21 protein-coding genes are annotated in these 25,529 nt (G+C 70.3%); 13 read left to right on the top strand and 8 right to left on the bottom strand.

Features of this window, described 5'->3' with window-relative positions; all coding sequences use genetic code 11:
• Positions 1 to 97: 97 nt before the first annotated feature.
• The 6 genes from ACFYO2_RS41140 to ACFYO2_RS41115 all read left to right on the top strand — a co-directional run bounded on the left by ACFYO2_RS41140 (position 98) and on the right by ACFYO2_RS41115 (position 9,242).
• Entirely contained in the window at positions 98 to 2,269 is a 2,172-nt protein-coding gene (locus tag ACFYO2_RS41140) for a glycogen debranching N-terminal domain-containing protein (protein ID WP_388360232.1), read from the top strand.
• Between the two features lie 130 nt (positions 2,270 to 2,399).
• Positions 2,400 to 3,158 (top strand): NUDIX domain-containing protein, encoded by a 759-nt coding sequence (locus ACFYO2_RS41135; RefSeq protein WP_388360231.1) that lies wholly within the window; start codon positions 2,400 to 2,402, stop codon positions 3,156 to 3,158.
• Between the two features lie 199 nt (positions 3,159 to 3,357).
• The gene (locus ACFYO2_RS41130; protein WP_388360265.1) at positions 3,358 to 5,226 is read left to right on the top strand and encodes an ATP-binding cassette domain-containing protein; all 1,869 of its coding nucleotides are present in this window, start codon (positions 3,358 to 3,360) and stop codon (positions 5,224 to 5,226) included.
• A gap of 162 nt (positions 5,227 to 5,388) precedes the next feature.
• Positions 5,389 to 6,276: a FadR/GntR family transcriptional regulator gene (locus ACFYO2_RS41125; RefSeq protein ID WP_388360229.1), complete on the top strand. Its 888-nt coding sequence runs from the start codon at positions 5,389 to 5,391 to the stop codon at positions 6,274 to 6,276.
• Positions 6,277 to 6,705: 429 nt separating this feature from the next.
• Positions 6,706 to 8,244, top strand: a complete 1,539-nt coding sequence (locus ACFYO2_RS41120) for an RNA polymerase sigma factor (RefSeq protein WP_388360227.1) — start codon at positions 6,706 to 6,708, stop codon at positions 8,242 to 8,244.
• Positions 8,245 to 8,366: 122 nt separating this feature from the next.
• Positions 8,367 to 9,242, top strand: coding sequence for a S1 family peptidase (locus ACFYO2_RS41115; protein WP_388360225.1), 876 nt, complete (start codon positions 8,367 to 8,369; stop codon positions 9,240 to 9,242).
• A gap of 101 nt (positions 9,243 to 9,343) precedes the next feature.
• Here ACFYO2_RS41115 and ACFYO2_RS41110 read toward each other — a convergent pair whose 3' ends face one another.
• Positions 9,344 to 9,574, bottom strand: coding sequence for a hypothetical protein (locus ACFYO2_RS41110; RefSeq protein WP_388360222.1), 231 nt, complete (start codon positions 9,572 to 9,574; stop codon positions 9,344 to 9,346).
• Positions 9,575 to 10,012: 438 nt separating this feature from the next.
• Here ACFYO2_RS41110 and ACFYO2_RS41105 point away from each other — a divergent pair, with 438 nt between their 5' ends.
• The 6 genes from ACFYO2_RS41105 (at position 10,013) to ACFYO2_RS41080 (ending at position 17,572) form a co-directional block, all read left to right on the top strand.
• On the top strand, positions 10,013 to 12,133 hold the full coding sequence (locus tag ACFYO2_RS41105) for a type IIA DNA topoisomerase subunit B (RefSeq protein ID WP_388360220.1): 2,121 nt from the start codon (positions 10,013 to 10,015) through the stop codon (positions 12,131 to 12,133).
• 867 nt (positions 12,134 to 13,000) lie between these two features.
• Positions 13,001 to 13,525, top strand: coding sequence for a DUF1453 domain-containing protein (locus tag ACFYO2_RS41100; protein ID WP_388360217.1), 525 nt, complete (start codon positions 13,001 to 13,003; stop codon positions 13,523 to 13,525).
• Positions 13,522 to 14,673 carry a sensor histidine kinase gene (locus tag ACFYO2_RS41095; RefSeq protein WP_388360214.1) on the top strand — a complete coding sequence of 384 codons (1,152 nt, stop codon included), beginning with the start codon at positions 13,522 to 13,524 and terminating at the stop codon, positions 14,671 to 14,673. Before ACFYO2_RS41100 ends, ACFYO2_RS41095 begins: the two co-directional genes overlap by 4 nt.
• Positions 14,670 to 15,353: a response regulator gene (locus tag ACFYO2_RS41090; RefSeq protein ID WP_388360212.1), complete on the top strand. Its 684-nt coding sequence runs from the start codon at positions 14,670 to 14,672 to the stop codon at positions 15,351 to 15,353. Before ACFYO2_RS41095 ends, ACFYO2_RS41090 begins: the two co-directional genes overlap by 4 nt.
• Before the next feature lie 69 nt (positions 15,354 to 15,422).
• Positions 15,423 to 15,983 (top strand): DUF485 domain-containing protein, encoded by a 561-nt coding sequence (locus ACFYO2_RS41085; protein ID WP_388360210.1) that lies wholly within the window; start codon positions 15,423 to 15,425, stop codon positions 15,981 to 15,983.
• The gene (locus tag ACFYO2_RS41080; RefSeq protein WP_388360207.1) at positions 15,980 to 17,572 is read left to right on the top strand and encodes a cation acetate symporter; all 1,593 of its coding nucleotides are present in this window, start codon (positions 15,980 to 15,982) and stop codon (positions 17,570 to 17,572) included. The genes ACFYO2_RS41085 and ACFYO2_RS41080 overlap by 4 nt, the downstream gene beginning before the upstream one ends.
• A 71-nt stretch (positions 17,573 to 17,643) precedes the next feature.
• Here the strand turns inward: ACFYO2_RS41080 and ACFYO2_RS41075 are convergent, their stop codons facing one another.
• The 4 genes from ACFYO2_RS41075 to ACFYO2_RS41060 all read right to left on the bottom strand — a co-directional run bounded on the left by ACFYO2_RS41075 (position 17,644) and on the right by ACFYO2_RS41060 (position 22,372).
• Complete coding sequence (locus ACFYO2_RS41075; RefSeq protein WP_388360204.1) at positions 17,644 to 18,324, bottom strand: response regulator; 681 nt, start codon at positions 18,322 to 18,324, stop codon at positions 17,644 to 17,646.
• Entirely contained in the window at positions 18,321 to 19,991 is a 1,671-nt protein-coding gene (locus ACFYO2_RS41070; RefSeq protein ID WP_388360202.1) for an ATP-binding protein, read from the bottom strand. The genes ACFYO2_RS41075 and ACFYO2_RS41070 overlap by 4 nt, the downstream gene beginning before the upstream one ends.
• 125 nt (positions 19,992 to 20,116) lie before the next feature.
• Entirely contained in the window at positions 20,117 to 21,061 is a 945-nt protein-coding gene (locus tag ACFYO2_RS41065) for a sucrase ferredoxin (protein ID WP_388360200.1), read from the bottom strand.
• A gap of 54 nt (positions 21,062 to 21,115) precedes the next feature.
• Positions 21,116 to 22,372, bottom strand: a complete 1,257-nt coding sequence (locus ACFYO2_RS41060; RefSeq protein WP_388360198.1) for a citrate synthase — start codon at positions 22,370 to 22,372, stop codon at positions 21,116 to 21,118.
• Positions 22,373 to 22,496: 124 nt separating this feature from the next.
• Here ACFYO2_RS41060 and ACFYO2_RS41055 point away from each other — a divergent pair, with 124 nt between their 5' ends.
• A complete protein-coding gene (locus ACFYO2_RS41055; RefSeq protein WP_388360197.1) occupies positions 22,497 to 23,663 on the top strand; it encodes a citrate synthase/methylcitrate synthase in 1,167 nt (388 codons plus the stop codon).
• A 15-nt stretch (positions 23,664 to 23,678) separates the two neighbouring features.
• On the opposite strand, the gene ACFYO2_RS41050 is transcribed toward ACFYO2_RS41055, so the two are convergent.
• From ACFYO2_RS41050 to ACFYO2_RS41040, 3 genes are all read right to left on the bottom strand, one after another.
• Positions 23,679 to 24,368, bottom strand: a complete 690-nt coding sequence (locus ACFYO2_RS41050; protein ID WP_388360194.1) for a DUF6082 family protein — start codon at positions 24,366 to 24,368, stop codon at positions 23,679 to 23,681.
• 117 nt (positions 24,369 to 24,485) lie between these two features.
• Complete coding sequence (locus tag ACFYO2_RS41045) at positions 24,486 to 24,725, bottom strand: hypothetical protein (RefSeq protein ID WP_388360191.1); 240 nt, start codon at positions 24,723 to 24,725, stop codon at positions 24,486 to 24,488.
• 247 nt (positions 24,726 to 24,972) lie between these two features.
• The gene (locus ACFYO2_RS41040; RefSeq protein WP_388360189.1) at positions 24,973 to 25,527 is read right to left on the bottom strand and encodes a DUF6082 family protein; all 555 of its coding nucleotides are present in this window, start codon (positions 25,525 to 25,527) and stop codon (positions 24,973 to 24,975) included.
• Between the last annotated feature and the right edge of the window lie 2 nt (positions 25,528 to 25,529).

Raw genomic sequence — 25,529 nt, 5'->3', positions numbered from 1 at the left:
GCCCCCATGGGTCGCTCCAGGGCCTCTGTCCACGTCCGCGGGGCAGCATCCGAGGCCGAACCCAGAGGCGGACCCTGGCAGGCGTCCGTCTCCGTCGATGGGGCAAGCCGACCGTTGGCCGTCGCCAGGAGAGGCTCCGGAGCGGCGCTCACCCGCGCCGGCGGACCAGAACCCGCCCACGCCGACGGCCCTGCCACGACGCCCCACTCCGCCGGCCCAGCAAGGCTCCACATCCCCGACCGTCTCCCGCCCGCATCGGCCGACCACGTCACAGAGTCACCTGCCGTTGTCCCCGAGCCCGCTGCCGCCTCCTCGCCGCTCCGCCGACCTGCCGCCGGTCCACACCGCCCTGATCTGCGTCGCGCTCCCGGGTCTCGCCATCTCCTCGGATCAGGGGCAGTTGACCGGGCACGGGCTGGAGGGCTTCTACCGCGCTGGCCGGCGCGTGCTCTCCCGCTGCCAGGTTCGGGTCGCCGGTCGCGAACCGGTCGCGGTCCAGGCCCGGACGCCCGCGGCGGACCACGTACGTTTCGTGGGGACGCTGCGCGCATCTCCCGGCGCCGGTCCGGACCCGGACGTCGTGGTCGAACGCACGCGTCACGCGGACGGCACGGAGCGCATCACGCTCTACAGCTCGGCCCCCCGCCCGCTCCGTCTGCCGGTGGAGGTGGCCCTCGGCACGGACCTGGCCGACCTGGCCGCCATCGCGTCGGGACGGGCGGGGCCCGAACTGCCTGCCAGCGTCCACGACTCCGGCCTGCGCTGGTCCTGTGCCGACGGGTGTGCATCGGTCACGGCCGATCCGCCACCCGCCGATGCCCTGGCTTCGGCAGGCCTGCTGCGCTGGGAGTTCCAACTGCCCCCGGGTGGCACGGCGAGCGTGGAACTGCGGGTACGGCAGGACGGTGCGGGACCCGTCAGGTCCGTGGGGCGTGCGGCGACGAGCCCGCTGGCTTCCGCGCGGGCGACAGGCGACCACTCCGGAGTCCCGGCTCTGCTGCACACGGCCATCGAGGACCTCCAGGCCCTGCTGCTGCGCGACCCGGCGCACCCCACCGACACCCACCTGGCGGCAGGAGCGCCTTGGCGCTGCGGAATGGCACCGGCCGACGCGCTCGCCGCGGCCCGGATGACACTGCCACTTGGTACCAGGCTCGCCGCAGGCACCCTGCGCACCCTCGCACGCACCCAACTCCCGGGCGCGGGAGCACAGTCCGGCATGATCCCAGGGCCGATGCGGGACGCGGGGACGCATCTGCCGCCCAGTTGTACGGGCACGGAGGCCACGCTGCTCTTCCCGGTTCTCCTCGCGGAGGCCAGGAGATGGGGGCTTACCCGACATGAGACGGAAGAACTGCTGCCGGCGGCCGAGCGGTGTCTGTCCTGGCTGCGGACGACGGTGGGCGACGGTGCGTATCTGTGCGATCCGCAGCCCGGCGGACCCGTCCGCTGCGAGACACAGGCCTATGCCCACCGCGCGGCCCTCCTCGGCGCCGAGCTGCTCGACGCGTGCGGCAGACCGGGCGGCACCGAGCTGCGGCAGTGGGCCCGTCAGCTGCGTACGGCGTTCCGCGCGGATTTCTGGGTCGAGGACCGCGGTGGTGGTCGACCGGCGACCGCCCGCGCCCCGGACGGGCGCCTCGTTCCGCAGTTCGCTGCCACGGCCGTCCATCTGCTCGACACCGGGCTGCTGGGCGCGGGAGAGCAGGCACCCGGGCTGCTCGACCGGGTACAGACCGAACAACTGGCCAGACTGTTCGGGAGCCCGGCCATGGACTCCGGCTGGGGCCTGCGTGGGCTGGGCGCGAAGGAGGCGGGCTACAACCCCTTCGGTCATCGCGCCGGTGCCGTACGGGTCCACGAGACGGCGGTCGCCGTCGCGGGCCTGGCCGCGGCCGGTTACGAGAAGGAGGCCGGTTCGCTGCTGCGGGGCGTACTGGCGGCGGCCGAGACCTTCGAACACCGGCTCCCCGAGATGTACGCGGGGGCGCAGCGCACCGACGGGGGCGCGCCGCTTCCCCATCCGGCGGCCTGCCGACCCTCGGCGACGGCAGCGGCCGCCGGGGTCCTCCTGCTGACCACCCTCGCGGGGATCCGCCCGGACGTCCCGGCCGGGACGGTCACGCTGCGCCCGATGCGCAGCGCGCCCCTCGGAGAGATCAACCTGACCGGGCTGCGGGTCGCCGGCGCCCCCTTCTCCGTGCGGGTCAGTCGGCTCGGCCTCGCCATGGTCGAGGAGGCGGCCGACGGACTACAACTGGGAGCGTGACCTCGTACGACACGGCATTGCACAGCTATCGGGAGCGGACCGTGATCCCCGGCCGGACCCACGCGGACCAGCTGCCGATGCGGCCGACGGAGGGAGTGTTTATCGTCAGGCAGACGACTATGATCGCCGCATGCCCTACGACCCGTCAGCCTTTCCGCCCTTCGCCGTCACCGTGGACCTGGTCGTGCTGACCGTGCGCCGCCACGCCCTGTGCGCGTTGACGGTGCGCAGGGGTGAGCCGCCGTTCCAGGGGCGCTGGGCGCTTCCCGGCGGCTTCGTGCGGGCCGACGAGGATCTGGCCCAGGCCGCGGCGCGAGAGCTGGCCGAGGAGACGGGGCTTCGCGCGCACGACCCGGCCGTCCCCGTGCAGGACAATGGCGCACATCTGGAACAGCTCGCCACCTATGGCGACCCCAAGCGCGATCCCCGGATGCGCGTGGTCAGCGTCGCCCACCTCGCCCTCGCTCCCGATCTGCCCGCTCCCCGCGCGGGTGGCGATGCCAGTAACGCACGCTGGGCGCCCGTCGAGGAACTGCTGCAGCAGGGTTGTTACGGCCGTGACGGCGAACCGGTCGCGCCGCTCGCCTTCGACCATGCCCAGATCCTGGCGGACGGCGTGGAGCGCGCCCGCTCCAAGATCGAGTACTCGTCGCTGGCCACCGCGTTCTGCCCGCCCGAGTTCACCGTCGGAGAGCTGCGCCGCGTCTACGAGGCGGTGTGGGGCGTCGCGCTCGACCCTCGCAACTTCCACCGCAAGGTGACGGGCACCCCCGGCTTCCTCGTGCCCACCGGGGGGACGACCACCCGCCAGGGCGGCCGTCCCGCCCAACTCTTCCGCGCGGGCGGCGCCACCCTGCTCAACCCGCCGATGCTGCGCCCCGAGGTGTGACACCGAGGAGGAGGGCACCGACGGCCGGCCGTCGTGACCGAACCGCGAACCGGCCTCCGTTGCAACCGGCCTCCGTTGCCAACAGTGAACAGGGAGCCGATCGGGACTGTCGGCAGGATGCGGGCGGACTGCCCGGCCGACTGCGGAACGGGCCGTGCGATGCCCGAAAAAACGGACATAGCGCGCTATCTTGCTGCAGGTGATCCAGGCCCTCGGACTGACCAGCAACTCGCGCAAGGATCTTCCGCCCGCAGTCGACGACGTCTCCTTCGAAGCGCGCGCGGGCAGTGTCACCGCGCTCCTCGGAGCGGCGGGCGCAGGCAAGACGACCTCGCTCAGGCTGATGCTCGAACTCCAACAGGGCCGGGGCATCACCTACTTCAGAGGCCGGCCCCTACACCGCATCGCGCACCCCTCGCGCGAGGTCGGCGTACTCCTGGGTGATGTGCCGGGCCATCCCGCCCGCACCGTGCGCGGTCACCTGCGCATGCTGTGCGCCGCGGCGGGCGTCCCGGTCCGGCGTGCCGACGAAGTCCTCGAGGTGGTCGGCCTCGTCAGCCTGCGCGACGAACGGCTCGGCACCCTCTCGCGCGGCATGGACCGCCGCCTTGGGCTGGCCTGCGCCCTGCTGGCCGATCCTCACACCCTCCTGCTCGACGATCCCACCGACGGCCTCTCCACCCGCGAGAACCAGTGGCTGCACGGAATGCTGCGGGCGCACGCCACCCAGGGCGGCACGGTCCTGTTCACCACGGCCGACCCCAAGGAGGCAGCCCGCGCCGCCGACCAGGTGGTCACGCTCGACGCCGGCAGACTCGTCGCCGACCAGGAGGCCGCGGAGTTCGCCCGCACCCGCCTGCGCCCCAGGGTCGCTGTGCGCAGCCCCCACGCCGCTCGTCTCGCGGCCCTGCTCGCCAAGGAGGCCCGCAAAGCCCAGCGCTCCGTGGAAGTCGTACGAGAGGGCGGCAATCGTCTGTCCGTGTACGGCAGTACGTGTGCCGACATCGGCGAGACCGCCTTCCGCCACGGTGTCCTGGTCCACCAACTCGCCGACGAGGTCGGCGACATGGGCCCAGGTGCGGTGCCAGGCCCCTCGGAAGCGGCACACGCGCCCGACGGGACCCGGACGGACGGTGTGGAGCGGGAATCCGGCCCCTCCGAGGTGTCCGGTCCGGCGGCAACACACGCCGATGCGAGCGACGGAGAAGGACTCCCTCGAGCGACCGCTCGCTCCACCGAAGCCCTCAAAGCCATCGACCCCCTGTCCCCCCTACCACCTCCCATCTCCGTCCGCCCTGCGCCCAGCCCCATGCGGCCACTGCGCTACGAACTGCGTCGCACCGTCGGGGTCGGGACCGGGTTCCTCACCGTCGTCGCCGTCCTCGTTGCATCTGTCCTCACCGCCGTGGTCCTGGCGCGTGTCGGACACACCCCGCAGCCCCGTCTGCTGGCCGCGTGGCCGCGGGAACTTCCGCTGCCGCCCGCGGCGCTCGGAGCAGGGCTGCTCGGGGCGCTCGCCTTCGGTGACGAGTTCCGCCACCCCGCCCTGGCGGCGGACCGCGGCACGGTGCCCCGCCGGCTGGGGTTGCTCGCCGCGAAACTCGTTGTCGCCGCGGCCACCGCGCTGGTGCTGGCCTTCCTCACGGTGGGCTGCGACGCCGAAGTGCTCTACCTCTTCTACGGACGGGAGCTCACAGAAGTTCCGGCCGACTGGTTGTCGCTGGGCGCCAGTTGGATCGGGCTCGTGGTCGGGTGTGCGTGGGCCGGTGTACTGGCCGCGGGAACCTTCCGCTCCACCACGGCCGGGCTGGCTGCGGTGGTCGCCGTGCCGGTTCTCGTCGTACCTCTCGTACACAAGGCCTTGGAGGGGGCGTCCGTGCGGGCGGCGGCCGGATTTCCGGCGCGGCTGCGCGAGGTGTTCCTGTTGCAGTGGCCCTTCGGCGGAGAGCGCTATCTGTCGGCGGCGCTGCGCGTGCTCGTCCAACCTGTCGGCGGAGCGCTGACGTTGTCGCTGACCGCTCTGCTCTGCGCATATGTGCTCACGACCCTGCGGAGCAGGGTCCGATGACGACCGTCCGCGCCCTTACCGATCCGCCCTGCACACAACTCCCCGGGGAAAGCCCATTTCTTTCCGATAAGGCGTCAATTGCGACGGGGTGAGCGATCACCCTTTCGTGTGCTTTTCACCAAAGACCTCAAGGGAGTTGGAGACGGCGCCGACAAAGGATCCGTGAGTACCCTTGCGCACACCATGATGACCGCCGCCCGCTCCGCAGACTCCGGTCTCGCCGGCCCGGGCGAACTCGACCGCTACCCCTACGCCGAGGCGCCGGTCGCCGACCGCCTCGGCGTCCCCTCCTGGGACGGCGCGGAGCCCGAGCTGGGCCGCGTGGGCCGACGCGCCGCAGGCAACCGCGGGCGCGGGCTGCACGGCCAACTCGTCCAGCAACTTGGCCAGATGATCGTCTCCGGTGACCTGGGCGCCGACCGTCCGCTGGTCCCCGAGGAGATCGGCCAGCGATTCGAGGTCTCCCGCACCGTCGTCCGCGAGTCGCTGCGCGTCCTGGAGGCCAAGGGCCTGGTCAGCGCCCGCCCGAACGTGGGCACGCGCGTGCGTCCCGTCAGCGACTGGAACCTCCTCGATCCGGACATCATCGAGTGGCGAGCCTTCGGGCCCCAGCGCGACGACCAGCGCCGCGAGCTGAGCGAATTGCGCTGGACGATCGAGCCGCTCGCGGCCTGCCTCGCCGCCGGGCACGGACGCGAGGATGTCCAGCAGCGGCTCGCCGACATGGTCGAGATCATGGGCCACGCCATGGCGCAGGGTGACGCGCTCACCTTCTCCCGTGCCGACGCCGAGTTCCACTCCCTGCTCATCCAGCTCGCGGGCAACCGCATGCTGGAGCATCTTTCCGGGATCGTGTCGGCCGCCCTTCAGGTCTCCGGCAACCCGGTCACCGGCTGTGACCGGCCGACCGAGACCTCGCTGGCGCACCACGGCCGGATCGCGGACGCACTCGCCACCGGCGACGGTTCGGCGGCCGAGGCGGCCATGCGCCAACTTCTCACGGTCCACCCCGAGGTGGAGCGCGTGGTGCCCGCCCCGCGCGAGCACTGACCGCGCACCGCGAGCGGGCGCGGCCGGCGGTGCCCCCTCCTGTGGCATCGCCCGGCCCGCGAACCGCCTCTTCCGTCGGACCCCGCAGGATCCTCAGGGGATCCTGCGGGGTCCGACGGTGTGACGTGGCGGCCGACCTGCCGGAGCAGCCAGGTCGAGGCCACGGCTGACCCTCTTTGTTCGTGTCTGGCAGATTTTGAGCGCTTACGGGGTGTGACTCGGGCCACGCAGATTGGGCGTAACGCTCGTGGAGGCAGCGCGATGACCTAAGAGGTGACAGCCGCGGAAGGAATACGGACGCCGTTCAAGGCGCTGTGCATCTTCCCGGCCCCCGCCCGCGCCGTCGGCCCATCCCCAAGGCCGGTGGTCGGCTCCTGTCCGTCATGGACGGGGCCGGAAGCCGTTTTCCAACGTTCCGAGAGGTTGTTCGTGTCGGCCAGCACATCCCGTACGCTCCCGCCGGAGATCGCCGAGTCCGTCTCTGTCATGGCGCTCATTGAGCGGGGAAAGGCTGAGGGGCAGATCGCCGGCGATGACGTGCGTCGGGCCTTCGAAGCTGACCAGATTCCGGCCACTCAGTGGAAGAACGTACTGCGCAGCCTCAACCAGATCCTCGAGGAAGAGGGTGTGACGCTGATGGTCAGTGCCGCGGAGCCCAAGCGCACCCGAAAGAGCGTCGCAGCGAAGAGTCCGGCCAAGCGCACCGCCACCAAGACGGTCGCGGCGAAGACGGTGACCGCCAATAAGGCCACTGCCACCGCCACGCCGGCGGCACCCGCCGCCGAGCCCGCCGTCGAGGACGAGGCGCCCGCGAAGAAGGCCGCCGCCAAGAAGACGACGACCGCCAAGAAGGCGGCCGCGAAGAAGACCGTCGCCACCAAGAAGACAGCGGCCAAGAAGACGACCGCCGGCAAGGACGACGCCGAGGCCGTCGAGGACGAGGTCATCGAGGAAGTCAAGCCCGGCGAAGAGGAAGAGGAGGGAGCCGAGAACAAGGGGTTCGTCCTCTCCGACGACGACGAGGACGACGCGCCGGCCCAGCAGGTCGCCGTGGCGGGCGCCACCGCCGACCCCGTCAAGGACTACCTCAAGCAGATCGGCAAGGTCCCGCTGCTCAACGCCGAGCAGGAGGTCGAACTCGCCAAGCGCATCGAGGCCGGTCTGTTCGCCGAGGACAAGCTGGCCAACGCCGACAAGCTCGCTCCGAAGCTCAAGCGCGAGCTGGAGATCATCGCCGAGGACGGCCGCCGCGCCAAGAACCACCTTCTGGAGGCCAACCTCCGTCTGGTGGTCTCCCTGGCCAAGCGCTACACCGGCCGCGGCATGCTCTTCCTGGACCTCATCCAGGAGGGCAACCTCGGTCTGATCCGCGCGGTCGAGAAGTTCGACTACACCAAGGGCTACAAGTTCTCCACGTACGCCACCTGGTGGATCCGTCAGGCGATTACCCGCGCGATGGCCGACCAGGCCCGCACCATCCGTATCCCGGTGCACATGGTCGAGGTCATCAACAAGCTCGCGCGCGTGCAGCGCCAGATGCTCCAGGACCTGGGCCGCGAGCCCACCCCGGAGGAGCTGGCCAAGGAACTCGACATGACCCCCGAGAAGGTCATCGAGGTCCAGAAGTACGGCCGTGAGCCCATCTCGCTGCACACACCGCTCGGCGAGGACGGAGACAGCGAGTTCGGTGACCTCATCGAGGACTCCGAGGCCGTCGTCCCGGCCGACGCGGTGAGCTTCACGCTCCTCCAGGAACAGCTGCACTCTGTCCTCGACACCCTGTCCGAGCGCGAGGCGGGCGTCGTCTCCATGCGCTTCGGTCTCACCGACGGTCAGCCGAAGACCCTCGACGAGATCGGCAAGGTGTACGGCGTGACGCGCGAGCGCATCCGCCAGATCGAGTCCAAGACCATGTCGAAGCTGCGCCACCCGTCGCGTTCCCAGGTGCTGCGCGACTACCTCGACTAGGTCGCGGTCGTACGACATCGAAGGCCCGGATCACCGAGAGGGATCCGGGCCTTCGTGCTGCGAGACGCGACGCTGTGCATGACTCTAGGTGTCCGATCAACACCCTGGAGTGAGGAGCAGGCATGTGGTGTCGCATTGCCCGGGCGCTGACCCGGCCGTTGGTTGTGGCGGCCGCGGCGGCAGCCATACCACTGGCGTCCGCCGCCCCTGTGGCCGCCGACAGCATCGTCGTCGGCGGTTTCCCGGTCGACGTGTCCGAGAGTCCGTGGACGGTGGCACTGTCCAGCCGTGACCGGTTCGGGGGTACGCGGGCGGGGCAGTTCTGCGGCGGTGTGGCGGTCGGCCGGACCACCGTGCTCACCGCGGCCCATTGCCTGGGCGAAGACGTCCTGGGCGCCCCACCGGACCGCATCGGCGACCTCAAGGTGTTCGCGGGTCGAACGGACCTTCTCTCGGACCAGGGCCGGGAGATCCGCGTACGGGACACGTGGGTGAATCCGGGCTACGACGCGGCCAGCAACGCGGGGGACTTCGCCGTACTCGGTCTCACCGAGCCGCTGCCGCAGGAGTCGGTCGTCGGAATGGCGGCTGCCGGTGATCCGGCGTATCGGCCGGGGACGAGTGCCCTGGTCTACGGCTGGGGTGACATCACGGGTGCCGGTGACTACACACTCAACCTGCGGGCGGCACGCGTGCGTGTGCAGCCCGACAATCTGTGCCAGGCGGCATATCCGGGCAGTGCCGACGGTACGTACCTCGCGCAGAGCATGCTGTGCGCCGGGGAGGAGGCAGGTGGCCGAGACGCCTGCCAGGGAGACAGCGGCGGGCCGCTGATCGCCCAGGGGAAACTCATCGGGCTCGTGTCCTGGGGAAGTGGCTGCGGTCGTGCTGGCAGTCCAGGTGTCTACACGCGCGTGTCCGACGCCATGAGGACCCTGGAGTGGGGTCGGAGTGGGGCGGAGTCAGAGCGCCGCGAACGGGCGCCTGACGGGGCCTGAGGGCCTCGCTGGGCATGAAGCAAGGGCGGCTGCCCCTGGTAAGCAGGGGCTGCCGCCCTTGGCCGGCCTGAGCCGGTGCTGGCTCGTCGTGGACGCGAGTGTCAGCGCTCTTCTTCGGAGGCGGATGCAGGAACGGCCGTGAGCCGCTCCGTCTCGTCCTGTATCTCAGCGGCGATCTTCTTGAGTTCCGGCTCGAACTTGCGACCGTGGTGGGCGCAGAAGAGCAGTTCTCCGCCGCTGAGCAGGACGACGCGCACGTACGCCTGGGCTCCGCAGCGGTCGCAGCGGTCAGCGGCCGTCATCGGGCTCGCGGGGGTCAGAACAGTAGTCACGTCGCCTCTTCTCTAGCTCGACGAGCTGTCGTACCAGGGTCAACATCCAACCAGCCCGAAAACGTTCCCGCTCGGGGCTTTTCCTCGAAAAATCTCTCCGGGGCGGCTGTCTGCTGCCGGTTGGCGGCGAATGTGCCGTATTGCGTGTCTTCGATGCTTACGGGTTCGCGCTGTCGGTCGGTGTCAGTCCTCCCGGCTGGCTTGCCGGTTGTTCATGAGGACGTGCCCGGAGCCTAAATGGTTCATGCCTGGAAGGGAACGTGATATGTACTTCACTCCATCGAGGGATCGAACACGCATGCGACGCTGGACTAGTGTGAGTTCGGACGAGGGTGGCGTTACATCGGCTCTACCAGGCCTCGGTACCCTCGGAGCGGCAACCGAGCCGCGCCCTTACCCACAAGGGCCCCATTTGAAATTCAGCGAGGAGCGAACCGCGTGACCGCCGAAACGTCCGTGCCGTCCACAGCTCTGCTGGCAGGAGCCGACCGGGACGGTTCCAACTACACCGCGCGGCACCTGCTCGTCCTCGAGGGGCTCGAGGCCGTGCGCAAGCGCCCGGGAATGTATATCGGCTCGACCGACAGCCGTGGCCTGATGCACTGCCTGTGGGAGATCATCGACAACTCCGTCGACGAGGCCCTCGGGGGCCACTGCGACCACATCGAGGTGATCCTCCACGACGACGCCTCGGTGGAGGTCCGCGACAACGGCCGCGGCATCCCGGTCGACGTCGAGCCCAAGACCGGCCTCTCCGGCGTCGAGGTCGTCATGACCAAGCTGCACGCCGGCGGCAAGTTCGGCGGCGGTTCGTACGCCGCGTCCGGCGGTCTGCACGGCGTCGGCGCCTCCGTGGTGAACGCCCTGTCCGCGCGGCTGGACGTCGAGGTGGACCGCAGCGGCCACACCCACGCCATCAGCTTCCGGCGCGGCGTCCCCGGTGCCTTCGCCGGCATCGGGCCGGATGCCAAGTTCGAGCCGGGTGGCCTGCGCAAGGCCAAGAAGATCCCCAGGACCCGCACCGGCACGCGCGTGCGGTACTGGGCCGACCGCCAGATCTTCCTCAAGGACGCCAAGCTCTCTCTGGAGAACCTGCACCAGCGCGCCCGCCAGACCGCCTTCCTGGTTCCCGGCCTGACCATCGTCGTCCGCGACGAGTACGGGCTGGGCGAGGGTGGCAGCAAGGGCGAGGAGTCCTTCCGCTTCGACGGTGGTATCAGCGAGTTCTGCGAGTACCTGGCCACCGACAAGCCGGTGTGCGATGTCCTCCGTTTCTCCGGTCAGGGCACCTTCAAGGAGACCGTCCCCGTCCTGGACGACCACGGCCAGATGACGCCCACCGAGGTCACCCGTGAGCTCGGCGTGGACGTCGCGATGCGCTGGGGAACCGGTTACGACACGACCCTGAAGTCGTTCGTCAACATCATCGCCACCCCCAAGGGCGGCACCCACGTCGCGGGCTTCGAGCAGGCCATCGTGAAGACCATGAACGAGGTCCTCCGCGCCAAGAAGCTGCTGCGCGTCGCCGAGGACGACATCGTCAAGGACGACGCCCTGGAGGGCCTCACCGCGGTCGTCACGGTCCGTCTCGCGGAGCCGCAGTTCGAGGGGCAGACCAAGGAGGTCCTCGGCACCTCGGCGGCCCGCCGCATTGTGAACACCGTGATCTCCAAGGAGCTCAAGGCGTTCCTGACCTCTCCGAAGCGTGACGCGGCGGCCCAGGCCCGTGTCGTCATGGAGAAGGCTGTCGCAGCCGCCCGTACGCGGATCGCCGCACGTCAGCACAAGGACGCACAGCGCCGGAAGACGGCCCTGGAGTCCTCGTCGCTGCCTGCCAAGCTCGCCGACTGCCGCAGCGACGATGTGGAGCGCAGCGAGCTGTTCATCGTCGAGGGCGACTCCGCGCTCGGTACCGCCAAGCTCGCCCGGAACTCCGAGTTCCAGGCGCTGCTGCCGATCCGCGGCAAGATCCTCAACGTTCAGAAGTCCTCCGTCACGGACATGCTCAAGAACGCCGAGTGCGGCGCGATCATCCAGGTCATAGGAGCGGGTTCGGGTCGGACGTTCGACATCGACGCGGCCCGCTACGGCAAGATCATCATGATGACCGACGCAGATGTGGACGGTTCCCACATCCGGACGCTGCTGCTGACGTTGTTCCACCGCTACATGCGGCCCATGGTCGAGGCGGGCCGGGTGTTCGCGGCAGTGCCGCCCCTGCACCGCGTCGAGCTGATCCAGCCGAAGAAGGGCCAGGACAAGTACGTCTACACGTACTCGGACCGCGAGCTGCGCGACAAGCTCCTGGAGTTCCAGAGCAAGGGGATCCGGTACAAGGACTCCATCCAGCGGTACAAGGGCCTAGGCGAGATGGATGCCGACCAGTTGGCCGAGACCACCATGGATCCGCGGCACCGCACCCTGCGCCGGATCAACCTCTCCGACCTGGACTCCGCCGAGCGGGTCTTCGACCTGTTGATGGGCAACGACGTGGCACCGCGCAAGGAGTTCATCTCCAGCTCGGCGGCGACGTTGGACCGGTCGCGCATCGACGCGTAGCCGCTGCGCTGGACTCGGGCCGGTGAGATGCGGACCGGGCCCAGGGGCAGGCAGGGGTGGTGGCCGGGCCGGCGTGACGTGCACGGGCCCGGCCGGGGCCGGCGGGTCCGGGTGGAGCGCGTGGTGGCGTGCGGCCTGGGGCGCCGGGGTGACGAGTGTGGACCGAGCGCGGTCTCGCGGCCTCAGCCGGTGCAGTCTGCGGCTCTGGTCCGGTCGGCCGTGTTTTTTGGTCGGAGCGACGCGGGCGGTGTCAAGGCCGGCTGGGGGACATGTCCGTTCGGGTCTGGCCGGGTGAGATGTTCCGTTCGGATCGGGCGGGCGGGAGCGCGCGGAGGCGCGAGGGCTTGGAGCGGATGTGGCGCCTGTGTCGGGCAGCTGCGCGGCTCACGGCTCCGGCCGTAGGTGTATCGAGCCCTGTGAGCCGGTCGGCCGCGGACCGGAGGTGCCCGTCTCGGTTCATTTTCGAGGCACCTCGGTCCACGCACCGTGAGCAGTGACGGCGCGGCCAGAGCGGCGGGACGGTGACCACGGCTCTGCTGGTCGCATCGGCTCGCAGCGGCCACGTGAGTGCGGCGGGCCACGCGAATGCTCCGGCGGCCGCGCAAGTCATCCGTCGGCCGCGCGAGTCCACGCACCGGATCCATGCATCCTCCGGGCTCGTATGCCCTTCGGATTTGGTCCGTATCGTGTGCCAGGTCCGGTGCGTGTGCCAGAGGTGCCTCCACCCTCGGGTGGAGGCCGACGGCCGTCGTGGTTCCACCCATGATCCACCCCGGCTCCGATCTGCCGGCCTGCGCATGTGCGTAGCGTCGAAGGCGTTGGCAGCGCTCGCTGTCGATCTCGCCCGTCCTCGCTACGGAGTCTCTGATGCCCGGGTTCGTCGACGCATTGATGATCGTGGCCGTGGTCGTCCTGGTGGTCGTCCGGCAGTTCCGCCCCAGCCGGATCGACACCGAGCGGCGCTGGTGGCTCCTGCCCGCGGTTCTGGCCGTCGTCGCGCTCCGCGAGCCGCACCTGGTCGACGACCACCACCACACGGCATCGGTGGCCCTGCTCGTCGCCGAGTTGCTCACGGGACTCGCCATCGGAGCCGGTTGGGCCTGGACCACCCGAATATGGGCGGAGCCCGGTGGTGCGGTGTGGAGCAGGAGCACCAAGGCGAGCGGAGCGGTCTGGGTCGTGGGCATCGGAGTGCGGGTCGGCCTCTTCGCGCTCGGCGCGGCGCTCGGCCTCCACCAGGATTCCGCCGCCCTGCTCCTTGGCCTGGCGGCGACACTTCTCGTCCGCTCCGGGACGCTCGCCCGGCGGGCCCGATCCCCGTACCCGGCTGCTCTTCCCGGCACGGCTTACGGTGACCGCATGTCCCAGCCCGCTTGGAAGGAACAGGTGTGACGGAGAACGTCTGGATACGCTGGCCCTCCCGGGAGGCGCTTGGACGCGGGGGGACCTCGGGCCCCAGGCGCCTGATCGGGTGGGTGGTGCGGGGCCTGGTGCTGGGCATGCTCCTGTGGGGCGTCTTCACCAGCAGCAAGGTGCACGGCTGGGCGGCGTTCGGGGCCGCGGCGGCCGTCCTGCTGGCAGCGTTCGTGGCCTGGGTCCTCTATCGCACCACGCTCGCGCACCGGCTCTGGTCCTCCCTGGCCCTCACCACCGTGCACCTGGGAATCGCGGTGGCCGCCCAGACCGCCGACTTCAGGGTTCCCGCCCTTGTCCTGTGGTGCGGGTGTGCCATCACCGCACTGGAGCGGCTGCCCCTCGTGGCCGCCTTGCCGGTGACCGCGGTCGCCCTCACGTCGTACGCCGCGGTCAATGACGACCCCTGGCTGACCACCGCGGTCACGACGGCGGGGCTCGCCCTTTCCGGATACGTCCTGCGGCTGGATGCCGAGGCCCGCGGCAACGCCCAGCGGCTGCTCGCCCAGGAGCGTGCCGCGCGGGCGGCCGAGGCGGAGTCGGCGGCACTCGCGGAGCGGGCGCGTATCGCACGGGAGATCCATGACGTGCTGGCCCACAGTCTCTCGGCGCAGCTCGTGCACCTGGAGGCGGCCCGCTTGCTCATCGAGGGCGGGGCCGACCGGGAGCAGATCCTCGAGAGGGTGGTGGCGGCACGGGGCATGGCCCGCGACGGCCTCGCCGAGACCCGGCAGTCGCTGTCGGCCCTGCGCGGTGAACTGACTCCGCTGGAGGACTTCCTGTCCCAGCTCGTCGGCACGGCCGACGGTGCCGAGGCCACCATTTCGGGTGAGCGCAGACCTCTGCCGGCCGAGGCGTCACAGGCGGTGCGCAGGGTCGCCCAGGAGGCCCTGACCAACGTCCGCAAGCATGCGCCGGGGGCGAAGGTGCAGGTGAGGCTCGAGTACGGCGACCATCAAGTGACGCTGGCCGTGCGGGACTCGGGCGGTTCGCCGGGCGAGCTCGGCGGGAGCGGTGCCGGGTACGGTCTTCTGGGCATGCGGGAGCGTGCCGAGTTGCTGGGCGGTTCGCTGGAGGCCGGGCCGGACAAGGAGGGGTTCGTGGTGACGTTGCAGGTGCCCGTATGACAGAGGGGCCGGGGGACGAGGCGGCGCGGGTGCTGGTCGTTGACGACCAGACGGTGGTCCGAGAGGGCATCGTGATGTTGCTGGGGCTGCTGCCCGGAATCGAGGTCGTCGGAGCCGCGGGGGACGGGTACGAGGCGGTGAAGCTCGTTGCCGAACTCGCTCCGGACGTGGTGCTGATGGATCTGCGCATGCCCCGCTGCGACGGGGTGGAGGCGACCCGCCGTATCCGGGCGGAGCATCCCGGGACGCAGGTGGTGGTGCTGACGACGTACGCGGACGACGATTCGCTGTTCCCGGCCCTGCGGGCGGGGGCGCGCGGCTACCTGACCAAGGACGCGGGAGGTGACGAGATCGTGCGGGCCGTGCGGAGTGTGCTGTCCGGGGACGCGGGCCTGTCGCCGAGCATCCAACGGCGGCTGCTGGAGAGACTGTCGGAACCCGAGCTGGTGTCGGCTGCGCCCGCCGAGGCACCGGACGGGCTCACCGTCCGGGAGACCGAGGTGGTGGTGCTGATCGCCGACGGCCTCAGCAATCAGGAGATCGCCCGTCGGTTGCACGTCTCCACGGCGACGGTGAAGACCCACATCAACAACCTCTTCGCCAAGACGGGCCTCAAGGATCGTGCCCAGGCGGTGCGTTACGCGTACGGGAAGGGGCTTGTACGGCCACCGAGGGGGTGAGTCACCTGATGGGGTGAAGAGCGCGGGGAAGAAGAGTCAGGGATCTTCCCGTTCTGTCCATCCTTGGGCATGCAGTCAAGCAACGGTCGCCCCCGCGGAGGCGGCGGTGGTGTCGAGAGTTCGGTCGACAACCACGACGGTCATGAGCCGGCGCCCACCGAGGGGCACGGACAGGTGAGGTACGACGACCCCTGGTACGACGCACTGGCCGCCGGCTGGGGAGAGTCGGGTGGTGCCGGCGCGCCCGAGCCCGGGGCGCCGCCGGTGCGGCGGGAGCAGGAGGCATCCGCTGTCGCCGCAGCCGAGGTGTACCTGGAGGTGCAGCGCAGCGCGGCTTTTCAGGAGGTGCGCGGTCGGTATCGGAGGTTCGTGGTGCCGGCGGTCGTCGTGTTCTTCGTCTGGTACGTCGCCTATGTCGTGACCGCGACGACGGCGCCCGGGCTGATGGCGCGCCCCGTGGCGGGTGCCGTGAACGTGGCGATGCTGGCAGGGCTGGGGCAGTTCCTCACGACCTTCCTGTTCACCTGGGCGTACGCGCGGCACGCGCGGCTACGCCGGGACCGGGCCGCGCTCGAACTGCGATGGGACACCCAGGAACTGACGCGTGGCATCCGGGGTGGTGTGTCATGACTGAGGACCATCAGACGCTGGCGTTGCTTCTGTTCAGTGTGTTCGTCGCCGTCACACTGGGAATCACGACATGGGTGAGCCGTCACCGGCACGGTTCGGCTGAGGAGTTCTACGCGGGCGGTCGGCTCTTCTCGCCGATGGAGAATGGTTTTGCCATCGCGGGTGACTACATGTCGGCCGCCTCCTTCCTCGGTATCTCCGGACTGATCGCCCTCTACGGCTACGACGGGCTGCTGTACTCGGTGGGCTTCCTCGTGGCCTGGCTCGTCGTGCTGTTCCTCGTCGCCGAACTGGTGCGCAACTGCGGGCGCTTCACGCTCGCCGACGTGGTCGCGGCCCGGATGAGCGAGCGGCCTGTGCGGATCGCGGCGGGAACCTCCTCGGTCACGGTGTCCGTTCTGTATCTGGTGGCGCAGATGGTGGGAGCGGGCAGTCTGGTCGCGCTGCTGCTCGGAGGCACCAGCGGGGCGGCGCAGACCTGGACGGTCGTCGGGGTCGGCGCGCTCATGGTGATCTATGTGTCGTTGGGAGGGATGCGGGCCACCACCTGGATCCAGATCGTGAAGGCGGTCCTGCTGCTGGCGGGCACCGTCACGCTGACCGTGCTCGTCCTGGTGCGGTTCCACGGTGACTTCGACCAGCTGCTGCTCACGGCGGCGGAGCGCAGCGGTCACGGTGAATCGTTCCTGGCACCCGGCCTGAAGTACGGCGGGGACTGGACCGCCCGCCTCGACTTCATCAGCCTGGGCCTCGCGCTGGTGCTGGGCACGGCCGGGCTGCCGCACATTCTGTCCCGCTTCTACACCGTGCCCACCGCGCGGGCCGCCCGCCGCTCGGTCGTGTGGTCGATCGGACTCATCGGCGGCTTCTACCTGATGACGATCGTCCTCGGGTTCGGCGCGGCGGCGATCGTGGGGCCGGAGGCGGTACGGGGATCGAACGCGGCCGGGAACACTGCGGTTCCGCTACTGGCACTCGACCTGGGCGGCGGCACGGACTCCACGGGAGGAACGGTTCTCTTCGCGATCGTCGCCGCTGTCGCCTTCGCCACGATCCTCGCTGTGGTCGCCGGGATCACGCTTGCATCCTCAGCGTCCGTCGCCCATGACCTGTACGCCTCACTCCGTCGCCCACACGCCAAGCCACGCAGCGAAGTGGCCGTCGCCCGCGCCGCCGCCGTCGGCATCGGGGTGGTCGCGATCGCCCTGGGTCTGCTGGCGCGCGATCTGAACGTGGCGTTCCTCGTGGGCCTCGCCTTCGCCGTAGCCGCGTCCGCCAATCTGCCCGTGCTGCTCTACTCGCTGTTCTGGCGCGGCTTCACCACCCGCGGCGCCGTGTGGGCCGTCTACGGCGGGCTGATCCCGGCCCTCGTGCTCGTGGTGCTGTCGCCGGTGGTGTCGGGCAGCCCCGCATCACTGCTCCCGGGCGTCGACTTCCAGTATTTCCCGCTGGAGAACCCCGGCCTCGTCTCGATCCCGCTGGGCTTCGTCGCGGGCTGGCTCGGTACGGTCACCTCGGCCGAACTACCCGACGAGGCCAAACACGCGGAGACCGAGGTGCGGTCGCTGACGGGGGCGGGGGCCGTGTGAGGGGCGGCGCCGTCAGCGTCGTACGACATGGGCCTCATCCGCACACAGCGGCGGCCCACCGGTCCGTGCACTCAGGTGCGGGTCGCCCACACGTAGCGGTGTTCCGGGCGGCCCGCGTCGCCGTACTTGAGGGTGAGTCTGGCCCGTCCCGTGCGTTCCAGGAGCTTCAGATAGCGCTGGGCGGTCTGGCGGCTCACTCCGGTGCGTTCGGCGATCTCCTGGGCCGACAGGGGGCCTTCGGCGTTCATGAGGGAGCGGCGCACGAGTTCCGCGGTGGTGGGGGAGTGGCCCTTGGGAAGTGCGGGATCCGACGGTGTGGACAGGGCGCCGAAGATGCGGTCCACCTCGGCCTGTTCCGCCTCGCCGCCGCCGTCCAGGGTGCGGCGCAACTGTGCGTACGCCTCCAGCTTGGCGCGCAGGCCCGCGAACGCGAACGGCTTCACCAGGTACTGCAGCGCGCCCTGCCGCATCGCCGCCTGCACGGTTGAGACGTCCCGCGCCGCCGTCACCATGATCACGTCGGTCTGGTGGCCGCGTCGGCGCATCTCCTGGACGACCGTGAGACCGGTCGCATCGGGCAGGTAGTGGTCCAGGAGGATCAGGTCGACCTGGGGCAGCGCCTCCAACTGGCTCAGCGCCTCCGCCGCGGTGTGCGCCTCGCCGGCCACATGGAAGCCCGGCACCTTCTCGACGTAGGCGGCGTTGACCCGCGCGACCCGGAGGTCGTCGTCCACGACCAGGACCTCGATCATCGGGACTCCTCCTCGGTGGCGGACGGATGGGCCTGCGGGGCGGTGAGGGCCGGTTCCGGCTCGGCCAGGGCGTCGGGCAGGACGACAGTGAACTCCGCGCCCCCGCCGCCCGCCTCGCCGACCGTGGCGCTGCCACCCTGGCGCTCGGCGAGCCTGCGCACCAGGGAGAGTCCGATGCCGCGGTTCCGGTGGGCCGGCGGCTTCTTCGTGGACCAGCCGTCGGTGAAGACCAGCTCGCGGTGCTCCACCGGGATTCCGGGCCCTGTGTCTCGCACCCTGAGAACCGCGGTGCGCCCCTCCGCGCGCAATTCGACCTCCACGCGCGCGTGCGGTGTGCCCGCGACGGCGTCCAGCGCGTTGTCCACCAGGTTGCCGAGGATCGTGACCAGCCCACCGGGGTCGACCAGCCGGTCCGGCAGCCGGGTCCGGTCAGAGACCCACAGGGCAACCCCGCGCTCGGCCGCGACGGTCGCCTTGCCGACCAGCAGGGCGGCGAGCAGGGGGTCCTGGATCTTCTCGGTGACCTGCTCGGCGGTGGCACGGTGGTCGCCGACCACCTCGCCGACGAACTCCACGGCGTCGTCGTACATCTCCAGTTCGAGGAGTCCGAGGAGCGTGTGCATGCGGTTGGCGTGCTCATGATCCTGGGCGCGCAGGGCGTCGATCAGGCCGCGCGTGGAGTCGAGTTCGCGGCCCAGCTGCTCCAGTTCGGTGCGGTCGCGCAGGGTGGCGACGGCACCGCCGTCGTCGGTGGGCATGCGGTTGGCGACCAGGACACGCTGGCCGCGCACGGTGAGCAGGTCGGTGCCCGTCACCCGGCCCGCGAGGACGTCGGCCGTACGGCCCTCGCCGAGCGCCTCGTCGGGGGAGCGGCCGACCACCTCGTCCCCGATGCCCAGCAGGCGCTGCGCCTCGTCGTTGAGCAGGCGGACGCGGCCGGTGCGGTCCAGGGCGACGACGCCCTCCCGGATGCCGTGCAGCATGGCCTCGCGCTCGGCGAGCAGGCCCGAGATGTCCGAGAAGGCAAGGTCCCGGGTCTGGCGGTGGACTCGGCGGGAGATCAGCCAGGCGGCCAGGGCGCCGACGGCCAGCGCGCCGCCGGCGTATGCGAACAGCCCCGGGATCGCGTGGATCAGCCGCGCCCGCACGCTGTCGTAGGCGATGCCGACCGAGACCGCGCCGACGATGTCGCCGTCGCTGTCCCGCAGCGGCACCTTGCCGCGGGCGGAGCGGCCCAGGGTGCCGCTGTCGATCTCCATGACCTCCTTGCCGGCGAGGGCCTGGCCGGGGTCGGTCGAGACGATCCTGCCGACCTGGTCGGCGGTCGGGTGCGACCAGCGCACGCCCCGCCAGTCCATCACGACGACGTACTCGGCCCTGGTGGTCTCGCGGATCCGCTCCGCAGCCCTCTGGACCGGCCCGTCGGCCGTCGGAGGCGTGTTCTTGACCTCATCGGCGATCCGCGGCTCGGCGGCGGTGGTCTGCGCGATCGCGAGCGCGCGGCGCATCGCCTGGTCGTCCAGCTGGTCGCCGAGCGGGGCGAGGAACAGTCCGGTCGCGAGCACCGCGACTCCCGCGGCGATCGCCAGCTGCATCAGCAGCACCTGCGAGAACACGCGTCGCGGCAGGCCGAGACGCAGGCGGCGGGCGGGGGGAGTGCGGCTCATACCCATGACGGTACGTGGATGCGCCTCGGCTGCCGCAGGGGGTGTCCGTGGATTACTTGATCAATATGTGAGATGTGTGGATGACGCCTGGCCGGAGGAGACGCTGTCAAGCCGATGCGTGAGCCTCAGCTCGCGAGCGCCGTCGTCCCCGTCACCTCGCGCACCGCCACCACGTCCATCCGCGCGGGTGAGCCGAGCACCGACGCTCCGCAGCTCTCGGCGCGGGGCGTCGGGGACGCGCCCTGGGCCACGACGACACGCCAGCTCCGTCCGTCGGCGTGCGCGACGGTCACCTCCCAGCGCGGCGCCACGCCCACCGTGCGGACGACGGCGAGGGCCTGTGCCGCGTACTCGCCGCTGGCCGTGCGCACGGCCAGCTCGGCCGCCTGGCCGGGCCGCTCCCAGGCCGAGTTCCCGCGGCACCCCTCCACGACGATCCGTCCCTCCTTGACGCTGTGCAGGACCTCCTTGACGGCATGGGCCTCGGCCCGGCCGTAGGCGTATCCGTACGGCAGGACGAGCAGCGTCGGGGAGAAGCGATGACCACCCAGATGGGTGACTTCCCAGGCGCCCCCGACGCCGGACGCGTCCAACTCGGCGGCGAGCGGGCGGCCCAGGAGTGCGCAGCAGCGGTCGCGCTTGCCGTTGGTGCAGACGAGGGCGAGCGGCTCGCCGGTATGGGGTCGCCCGTCGAGCGCCGTGTCGAAGCTGCTGTGGTCGCCCCTGCCGAGCGCGGCGAAGTCGAGGTCGAGCAGCTGTCGCGGGTCGCAGGTGGTGGCGGCGTGCAGCCATGCGTTGCCGGGCAGGGTGTGCGCGGCATACACGTGCCGGGTGGTGGGTGTGCCGCTGTCGGCGTGCCGCCCCGGGCGGCGGATCAGCGCGACGCGTACGTCGGTGCCTTTCGCGGCCGCCTCGAGGGCGCGGCCCAGCGCGGGGTCCAGGTGGCTCGAAGTGAGCGCCTTGGCACCCCAGGGACCGGGCTGCTCCAGCAGCAACCAGGTCCTCGCCGTGGCCGCGGTCCCGGAAGTGGGCTCGTCGAGCTCCTGGGAGACGGTTGAGCACGTACTCACAGAGGTGAGCCTAACCTGACTTTGGCAGGGCGACTTCCGGCCGGGCCCATGTTCCTACTCCGGGAGGGGCTGCGGCGGCCGCGGACCGACATAGTGGCCGCTCGGACGCATGCGCAGGGGACGCTCCCCGTACTCCTCCAGGGCGTGGGCGATCCAGCCCGCCGTACGGGCCACCGCGAAGATCGTCTCGCCCGCCGTGGCGGGCATGCCGGAGGAGGCGGTGAGGACGGCGAGGGCCAGGTCGACGTTGGCGTGCAGGGGAGCGTGGCGGGCGGCGGTGGCCGCGATGTCGTGGGCCGCGGCCAAGGCGGGTTCGGCCTTGGGGATCTGTTCCAGGAGGCCGAACAGGGCACGCGCGCGTGGGTCCTCGGCGGGGTAGAGGCGATGGCCGAGCCCCGGGATGCGGCGGCCGGCCCGCAGTTCGTCCGCGATGACGGGGACCGCGCTGCCTTGGTCGAGCACGTCGAGCAGCAGCTTGTGGGCGAGCCCGCTGGCTGCGCCGTGCAGGGGGCCCTCGATCACGCCGAGCCCGGCGGAGACGGCCGCGTAGGCATGCGCACGGGCCGACGCGGCGACGCGCACGGCGAGGGTCGAGGCGGCGAGGTCGTGGTCGACGAGCAGAGCGAGCGCGGTGTCCAGGGCGCGCAGAGAGGCCTCGTCGGCGGGCCGGCCGCTGAGCCGCGTCCACAGCCGGTGGGCCAGGGGCCCGCCGTCGCCCTGGTCGTGCAGGACCGGCGGCAGGGCGGCGACCAACGTGGGGATGAGCACGCGCGCGGTGCCCAGCACGGCCTCCTCGGAGAGGTCGAAGCGCAGCGGATCCGCGGCTGCGGCGGCGATCGCCGCGACCCGCAACCGGTCGGTGGGAGCGGCGTGTTCGGGCAGCGCGTCCACGGCACGCCGGGCGACGGCGACCGCGGCCTCGGGCGCCGTGAAAGTGGCACCGGGGCGGGACCGTCCGGTCCACAGCCACTCGGCGACCTCTTCGTAGGAGTGCCGTGCGGCCAGTTCGGTCGCGTCGACGCCCCGGAAGTAGTACCGGTCCGCCTCGATCAACGTGATGCGCGTCCGCACGGAGAGTTCGCCTCCGGAGCCGGAACTCCCGCCGTTGTCCCTCCTGTTGCGCCGGGCCAGCGCCTCGACCTCTTTGGCGTCGAAGGTGCTGCCCCGGCCGCCGGGCACGCGGCGGCTGGTGAGCTGACCGCGGCTCACGTAGGCGTACACGGTCTCGGGCTTCACGCCCAGCAGCTCGGCGGCCTCCTTGGTGCTCAGCCGCTGTCCCGCGTGGTCGGGGAGGGGTTCTTGATCGCGCATAAGACGTCACCGTATCCGCAGCTCGGTTCATTGATCTGAGGTTGATTCCCTTGTATTGACTCAATCAATATTGACAGCAAATCAGTCAATCATAGACAGTCGAATCAAGTCGAGGGAGGAAATCATGACTGTCAACAGTTCCGCGACCGCTCTGGTCGACGTACCGCGGGGACTCGCGGGCGTCGTCGTCACCGACACCGAGATCGGTGACGTGCGGGGACGCGAGGGCTTTTATCACTACCGCCAGTACTCGGCCGTCGAACTCGCGCAGACCCGGAGCTTCGAGGACGTCTGGCATCTCCTGATCCACGGCCAACTGCCCGACGCCACACGCGGGGCCGACTTCGCCGCCGAGACCGCCGCACTGCGACGGCTGCCCGCCGAGGTGCGGGCCGCGCTGCCCGCCATCGCCGCGGCCGGCGCGGGCTCCGGTCCGCTCGCCGGGATGCGCACCGCGCTGTCGCTGCTCGGCTCGGCGAAGGGCTTCCGCCCGGTGTACGACCTCGACGCGGACCGGCGTCGCGAGGACACCGTCGTCGCGGCGGCGGCCGTACCGACGCTGCTCACGGCGCTGTACCGGCTGGGTGTGGGGCTCGAGCCGGTGGAGCCGCGCGATGACCTGTCGTACGCGGCGAACTACCTCTACATGCTGACGGGTTCGCAGCCGGAGCCGGCGCGGGCCCGGGCGGTCGAGCAGTACTTGATTTCGACCATTGATCACGGCTTCAATGCATCAACCTTCACGGCCCGGGTCGTCGCATCGACCGGTGCCGATGTGGCCGCGTGTCTCGTGGGGGCGGTGGGGGCGTTGTCCGGACCGCTGCACGGGGGTGCGCCCAGTCGTGCGCTGGACACTCTGGACGCGATCGGGACGCCCGACCGCATTGACTCCTGGATTCGCGAGCGGGTCCTGGCCGGTGACCGCATCATGGGCTTCGGTCATGCGATCTACCGCACGGAGGATCCCCGATCCCGGATGCTCCGCGAGGTCGCGCAGCGGTTCGGCGGTCCGCGCGTCGACTTCGCCGTCGAGGTCGAGCGCCACGTCGAGCGGATCCTCAGCGAACTGAAGCCGGGCCGGGAACTGCACACCAACGTCGAGTTCTACGCGGGCGTGGTCATGGAACTGTGCGGCCTTCCACGCCAGATGTTCACGCCGACGTTCGCGGCGGCGCGCGTGGTGGGCTGGAGCGCCAACATCCTGGAACAGGCGGCGGACTCGAAGATCATCAGGCCGGTGGCACGGTATGTGGGGCCGGGGGCGCCGGTGGCGGTGCCGAGCGTGGCGTGAGTGTCGGGCGTTGTGTCACCGTGTGGCTGGAGGCGCACTCGGGTCACGCTCGGCCAGAGCCTGCTCGAAGAGGCGGAACACGCGCCCCTCCGAACTCTCCGGAGGCAGGTTGACCTTGCTGGGGCGGGTCGTGTTCCAGTAGCGCCGGAACGCCGGGCTGCGCAACAGGCTGTCCCCGTAGGCAAGGAGTTCTGCCTCGGACAGGGCGCCCCAGCTGTACAGCAGGACGTAGTGGCTGAAGGTGAGATTGGCGAACAGGTCCTGCCGCAGTGTGGTGGGGGAGTCGGTCGGTAGGTCGTTCCACACTTCCGCCAGTGAGGGGTCGGCCATTGCCATCTGGGTCATCTGCAGGTGGAGCCCGCGCAGATCCGCCTCCGCAGCGCGGCGGAGTTCGTCGCGTGATGCCGTCAACTCTTCTCGTTGCAGCATAAGTTCCTCGCGCTGGAGGCGTAGCTCGCGCTGTTGGAACAGCAGCGTGGCGACGAGCAGCAAGAGCGCCAGTCCGGAGAACAAGGTGCTGACGCCGCTGAAGTAGTCTCCGATGGAACTGCGTTCCGCGGCTGACCGCCTGCTGCCTTCGACCCACTCGACACCATCGATCAGCCAGCCGGCGACGACTATCGAAGCGGCGCCGACCAGTACCGTTCCGAGTGCCGCAGCGGCTGACAGCTTGGCGACAGAGTGGCGAGTGGAGGCAGGCGGCATCACGTACTCCCGGGGTGGGCGAATGCTCGGGCGAAAGAGAAAGCGGGCTCGGTACCAAGTGTGACCGAGCCCGCGTGGGGCGTAATGGCGAGACGTCTGAGTGGCTGCGTTTTACCGCTATACGTCGGGAATGTCGCTCTTGGCCTTGATCAGGGTTTCGCGAGTGATGACGACAATGCGCTCGTAGTTGGCGCGAGCGGCATCGGCGGGCAGTTGTGCATCCAGTGAGTCAGTCGCATCTGTTCCGATAATGGCAAAGTTTCCATCCGCCAATTCGAAGATATCCGGGCAAGTCGCACTGGATGTGCTGCCTCTCTCACAGGGAGGCACGCCGAGGCGGCGGGTGATCTGACCCACTGTCGATTTCCTTTGGTCTCAAGGCGCGAGCGCCTGCGCACTTCTGCGGCCCGGTGCGTCGGCGTCCCTGTAGGGCAGGCTTCGATCGTCGGGCGGCTTCGAGCGACGGTTCCTTGCGGTGGTCGACTCCTCGCGCGGTCGCGCAGCGGCCAACCCCCTGACACCTGGAAGAACGCGCCGGTTCTTGATCCGTAACGCCCGCAGGTGCGATCCCTGCCTGGGGGTGATCAGGGGGTGGGAGTTTACGTCATGCGTCTGGCGGCTCTCCTATCACCCACCACTCCTCGGTGTCCGCTTCCTCCATTTGACGCAGGAGCTCGTCGACCATCAGTCCGAGCTCCGCCTCATCGGTATCGGAGATGCTTGCGCGCTGTTGCCGAGTGGAGTACCAGTACTCCCTCACGATCGGACTCTGGAAGATGCCTCGGGCGTGCTTGAAGAACTCGTCGCGACTGAGGTTGCCGATGCGGTAGTAGAAAAGCAGGTTCGTGTACAGGGCGTTGGCGAAGATGTATTGGCGTCGCTGCTTGGGCGACACCGGCACCTCGTACAGATCGAGGACTTCGGCAAGTTGGGAATCGTCCATGGCTTTGCTCAGCAGTTCCCAGTGCATACGCTGCTGATTGGCCAGGTTGGTGTGTTGCTGGGCACGTGCGGCCCTCTCTACGTGTTCCAGGCGTACGCACAGGGACGCGACTGCCTGGCGATGTGCGGCCATGGCGACGAGGGCACCGGCCGCCATGCCGAGCCCCGCCGCAACAGCGGATCGAAGTCCGCGTACCCCAAAGGCTTGTGTGGCCATGT

This window comes from Streptomyces sp. NPDC006602 (genome assembly GCF_042870385.1).
Taxonomy (GTDB): Bacteria; Actinomycetota; Actinomycetes; order Streptomycetales; family Streptomycetaceae; genus Streptomyces.
The sequence above is the reverse complement of the archived record's forward strand: the minus strand, read 5'-3'. Positions and strand labels throughout refer to the sequence as shown.

What these genes read in the sequence shown, in the direction of transcription:
- ACFYO2_RS41080 (WP_388360207.1), top strand. Translation starts at nt 15,980, where the DNA reads ATGACTGAGGACCATCAGACGCTGGCGTTGCTTCTGTTCAGTGTGTTC.
- ACFYO2_RS41055 (WP_388360197.1), top strand. Translation starts at nt 22,497, where the DNA reads ATGACTGTCAACAGTTCCGCGACCGCTCTGGTCGACGTACCGCGGGGA.
- ACFYO2_RS41100 (WP_388360217.1), top strand. Translation starts at nt 13,001, where the DNA reads ATGCCCGGGTTCGTCGACGCATTGATGATCGTGGCCGTGGTCGTCCTG.
- ACFYO2_RS41050 (WP_388360194.1), bottom strand. Translation starts at nt 24,368, where the DNA reads ATGCCGCCTGCCTCCACTCGCCACTCTGTCGCCAAGCTGTCAGCCGCT.
- ACFYO2_RS41040 (WP_388360189.1), bottom strand. Translation starts at nt 25,527, where the DNA reads ATGGCCACACAAGCCTTTGGGGTACGCGGACTTCGATCCGCTGTTGCG.
- ACFYO2_RS41085 (WP_388360210.1), top strand. Translation starts at nt 15,423, where the DNA reads ATGCAGTCAAGCAACGGTCGCCCCCGCGGAGGCGGCGGTGGTGTCGAG.
- ACFYO2_RS41090 (WP_388360212.1), top strand. Translation starts at nt 14,670, where the DNA reads ATGACAGAGGGGCCGGGGGACGAGGCGGCGCGGGTGCTGGTCGTTGAC.
- ACFYO2_RS41140 (WP_388360232.1), top strand. Translation starts at nt 98, where the DNA reads ATGGGGCAAGCCGACCGTTGGCCGTCGCCAGGAGAGGCTCCGGAGCGG.
- ACFYO2_RS41060 (WP_388360198.1), bottom strand. Translation starts at nt 22,372, where the DNA reads ATGCGCGATCAAGAACCCCTCCCCGACCACGCGGGACAGCGGCTGAGC.
- ACFYO2_RS41135 (WP_388360231.1), top strand. Translation starts at nt 2,400, where the DNA reads ATGCCCTACGACCCGTCAGCCTTTCCGCCCTTCGCCGTCACCGTGGAC.
- ACFYO2_RS41070 (WP_388360202.1), bottom strand. Translation starts at nt 19,991, where the DNA reads ATGAGCCGCACTCCCCCCGCCCGCCGCCTGCGTCTCGGCCTGCCGCGA.
- ACFYO2_RS41115 (WP_388360225.1), top strand. Translation starts at nt 8,367, where the DNA reads ATGTGGTGTCGCATTGCCCGGGCGCTGACCCGGCCGTTGGTTGTGGCG.
- ACFYO2_RS41075 (WP_388360204.1), bottom strand. Translation starts at nt 18,324, where the DNA reads ATGATCGAGGTCCTGGTCGTGGACGACGACCTCCGGGTCGCGCGGGTC.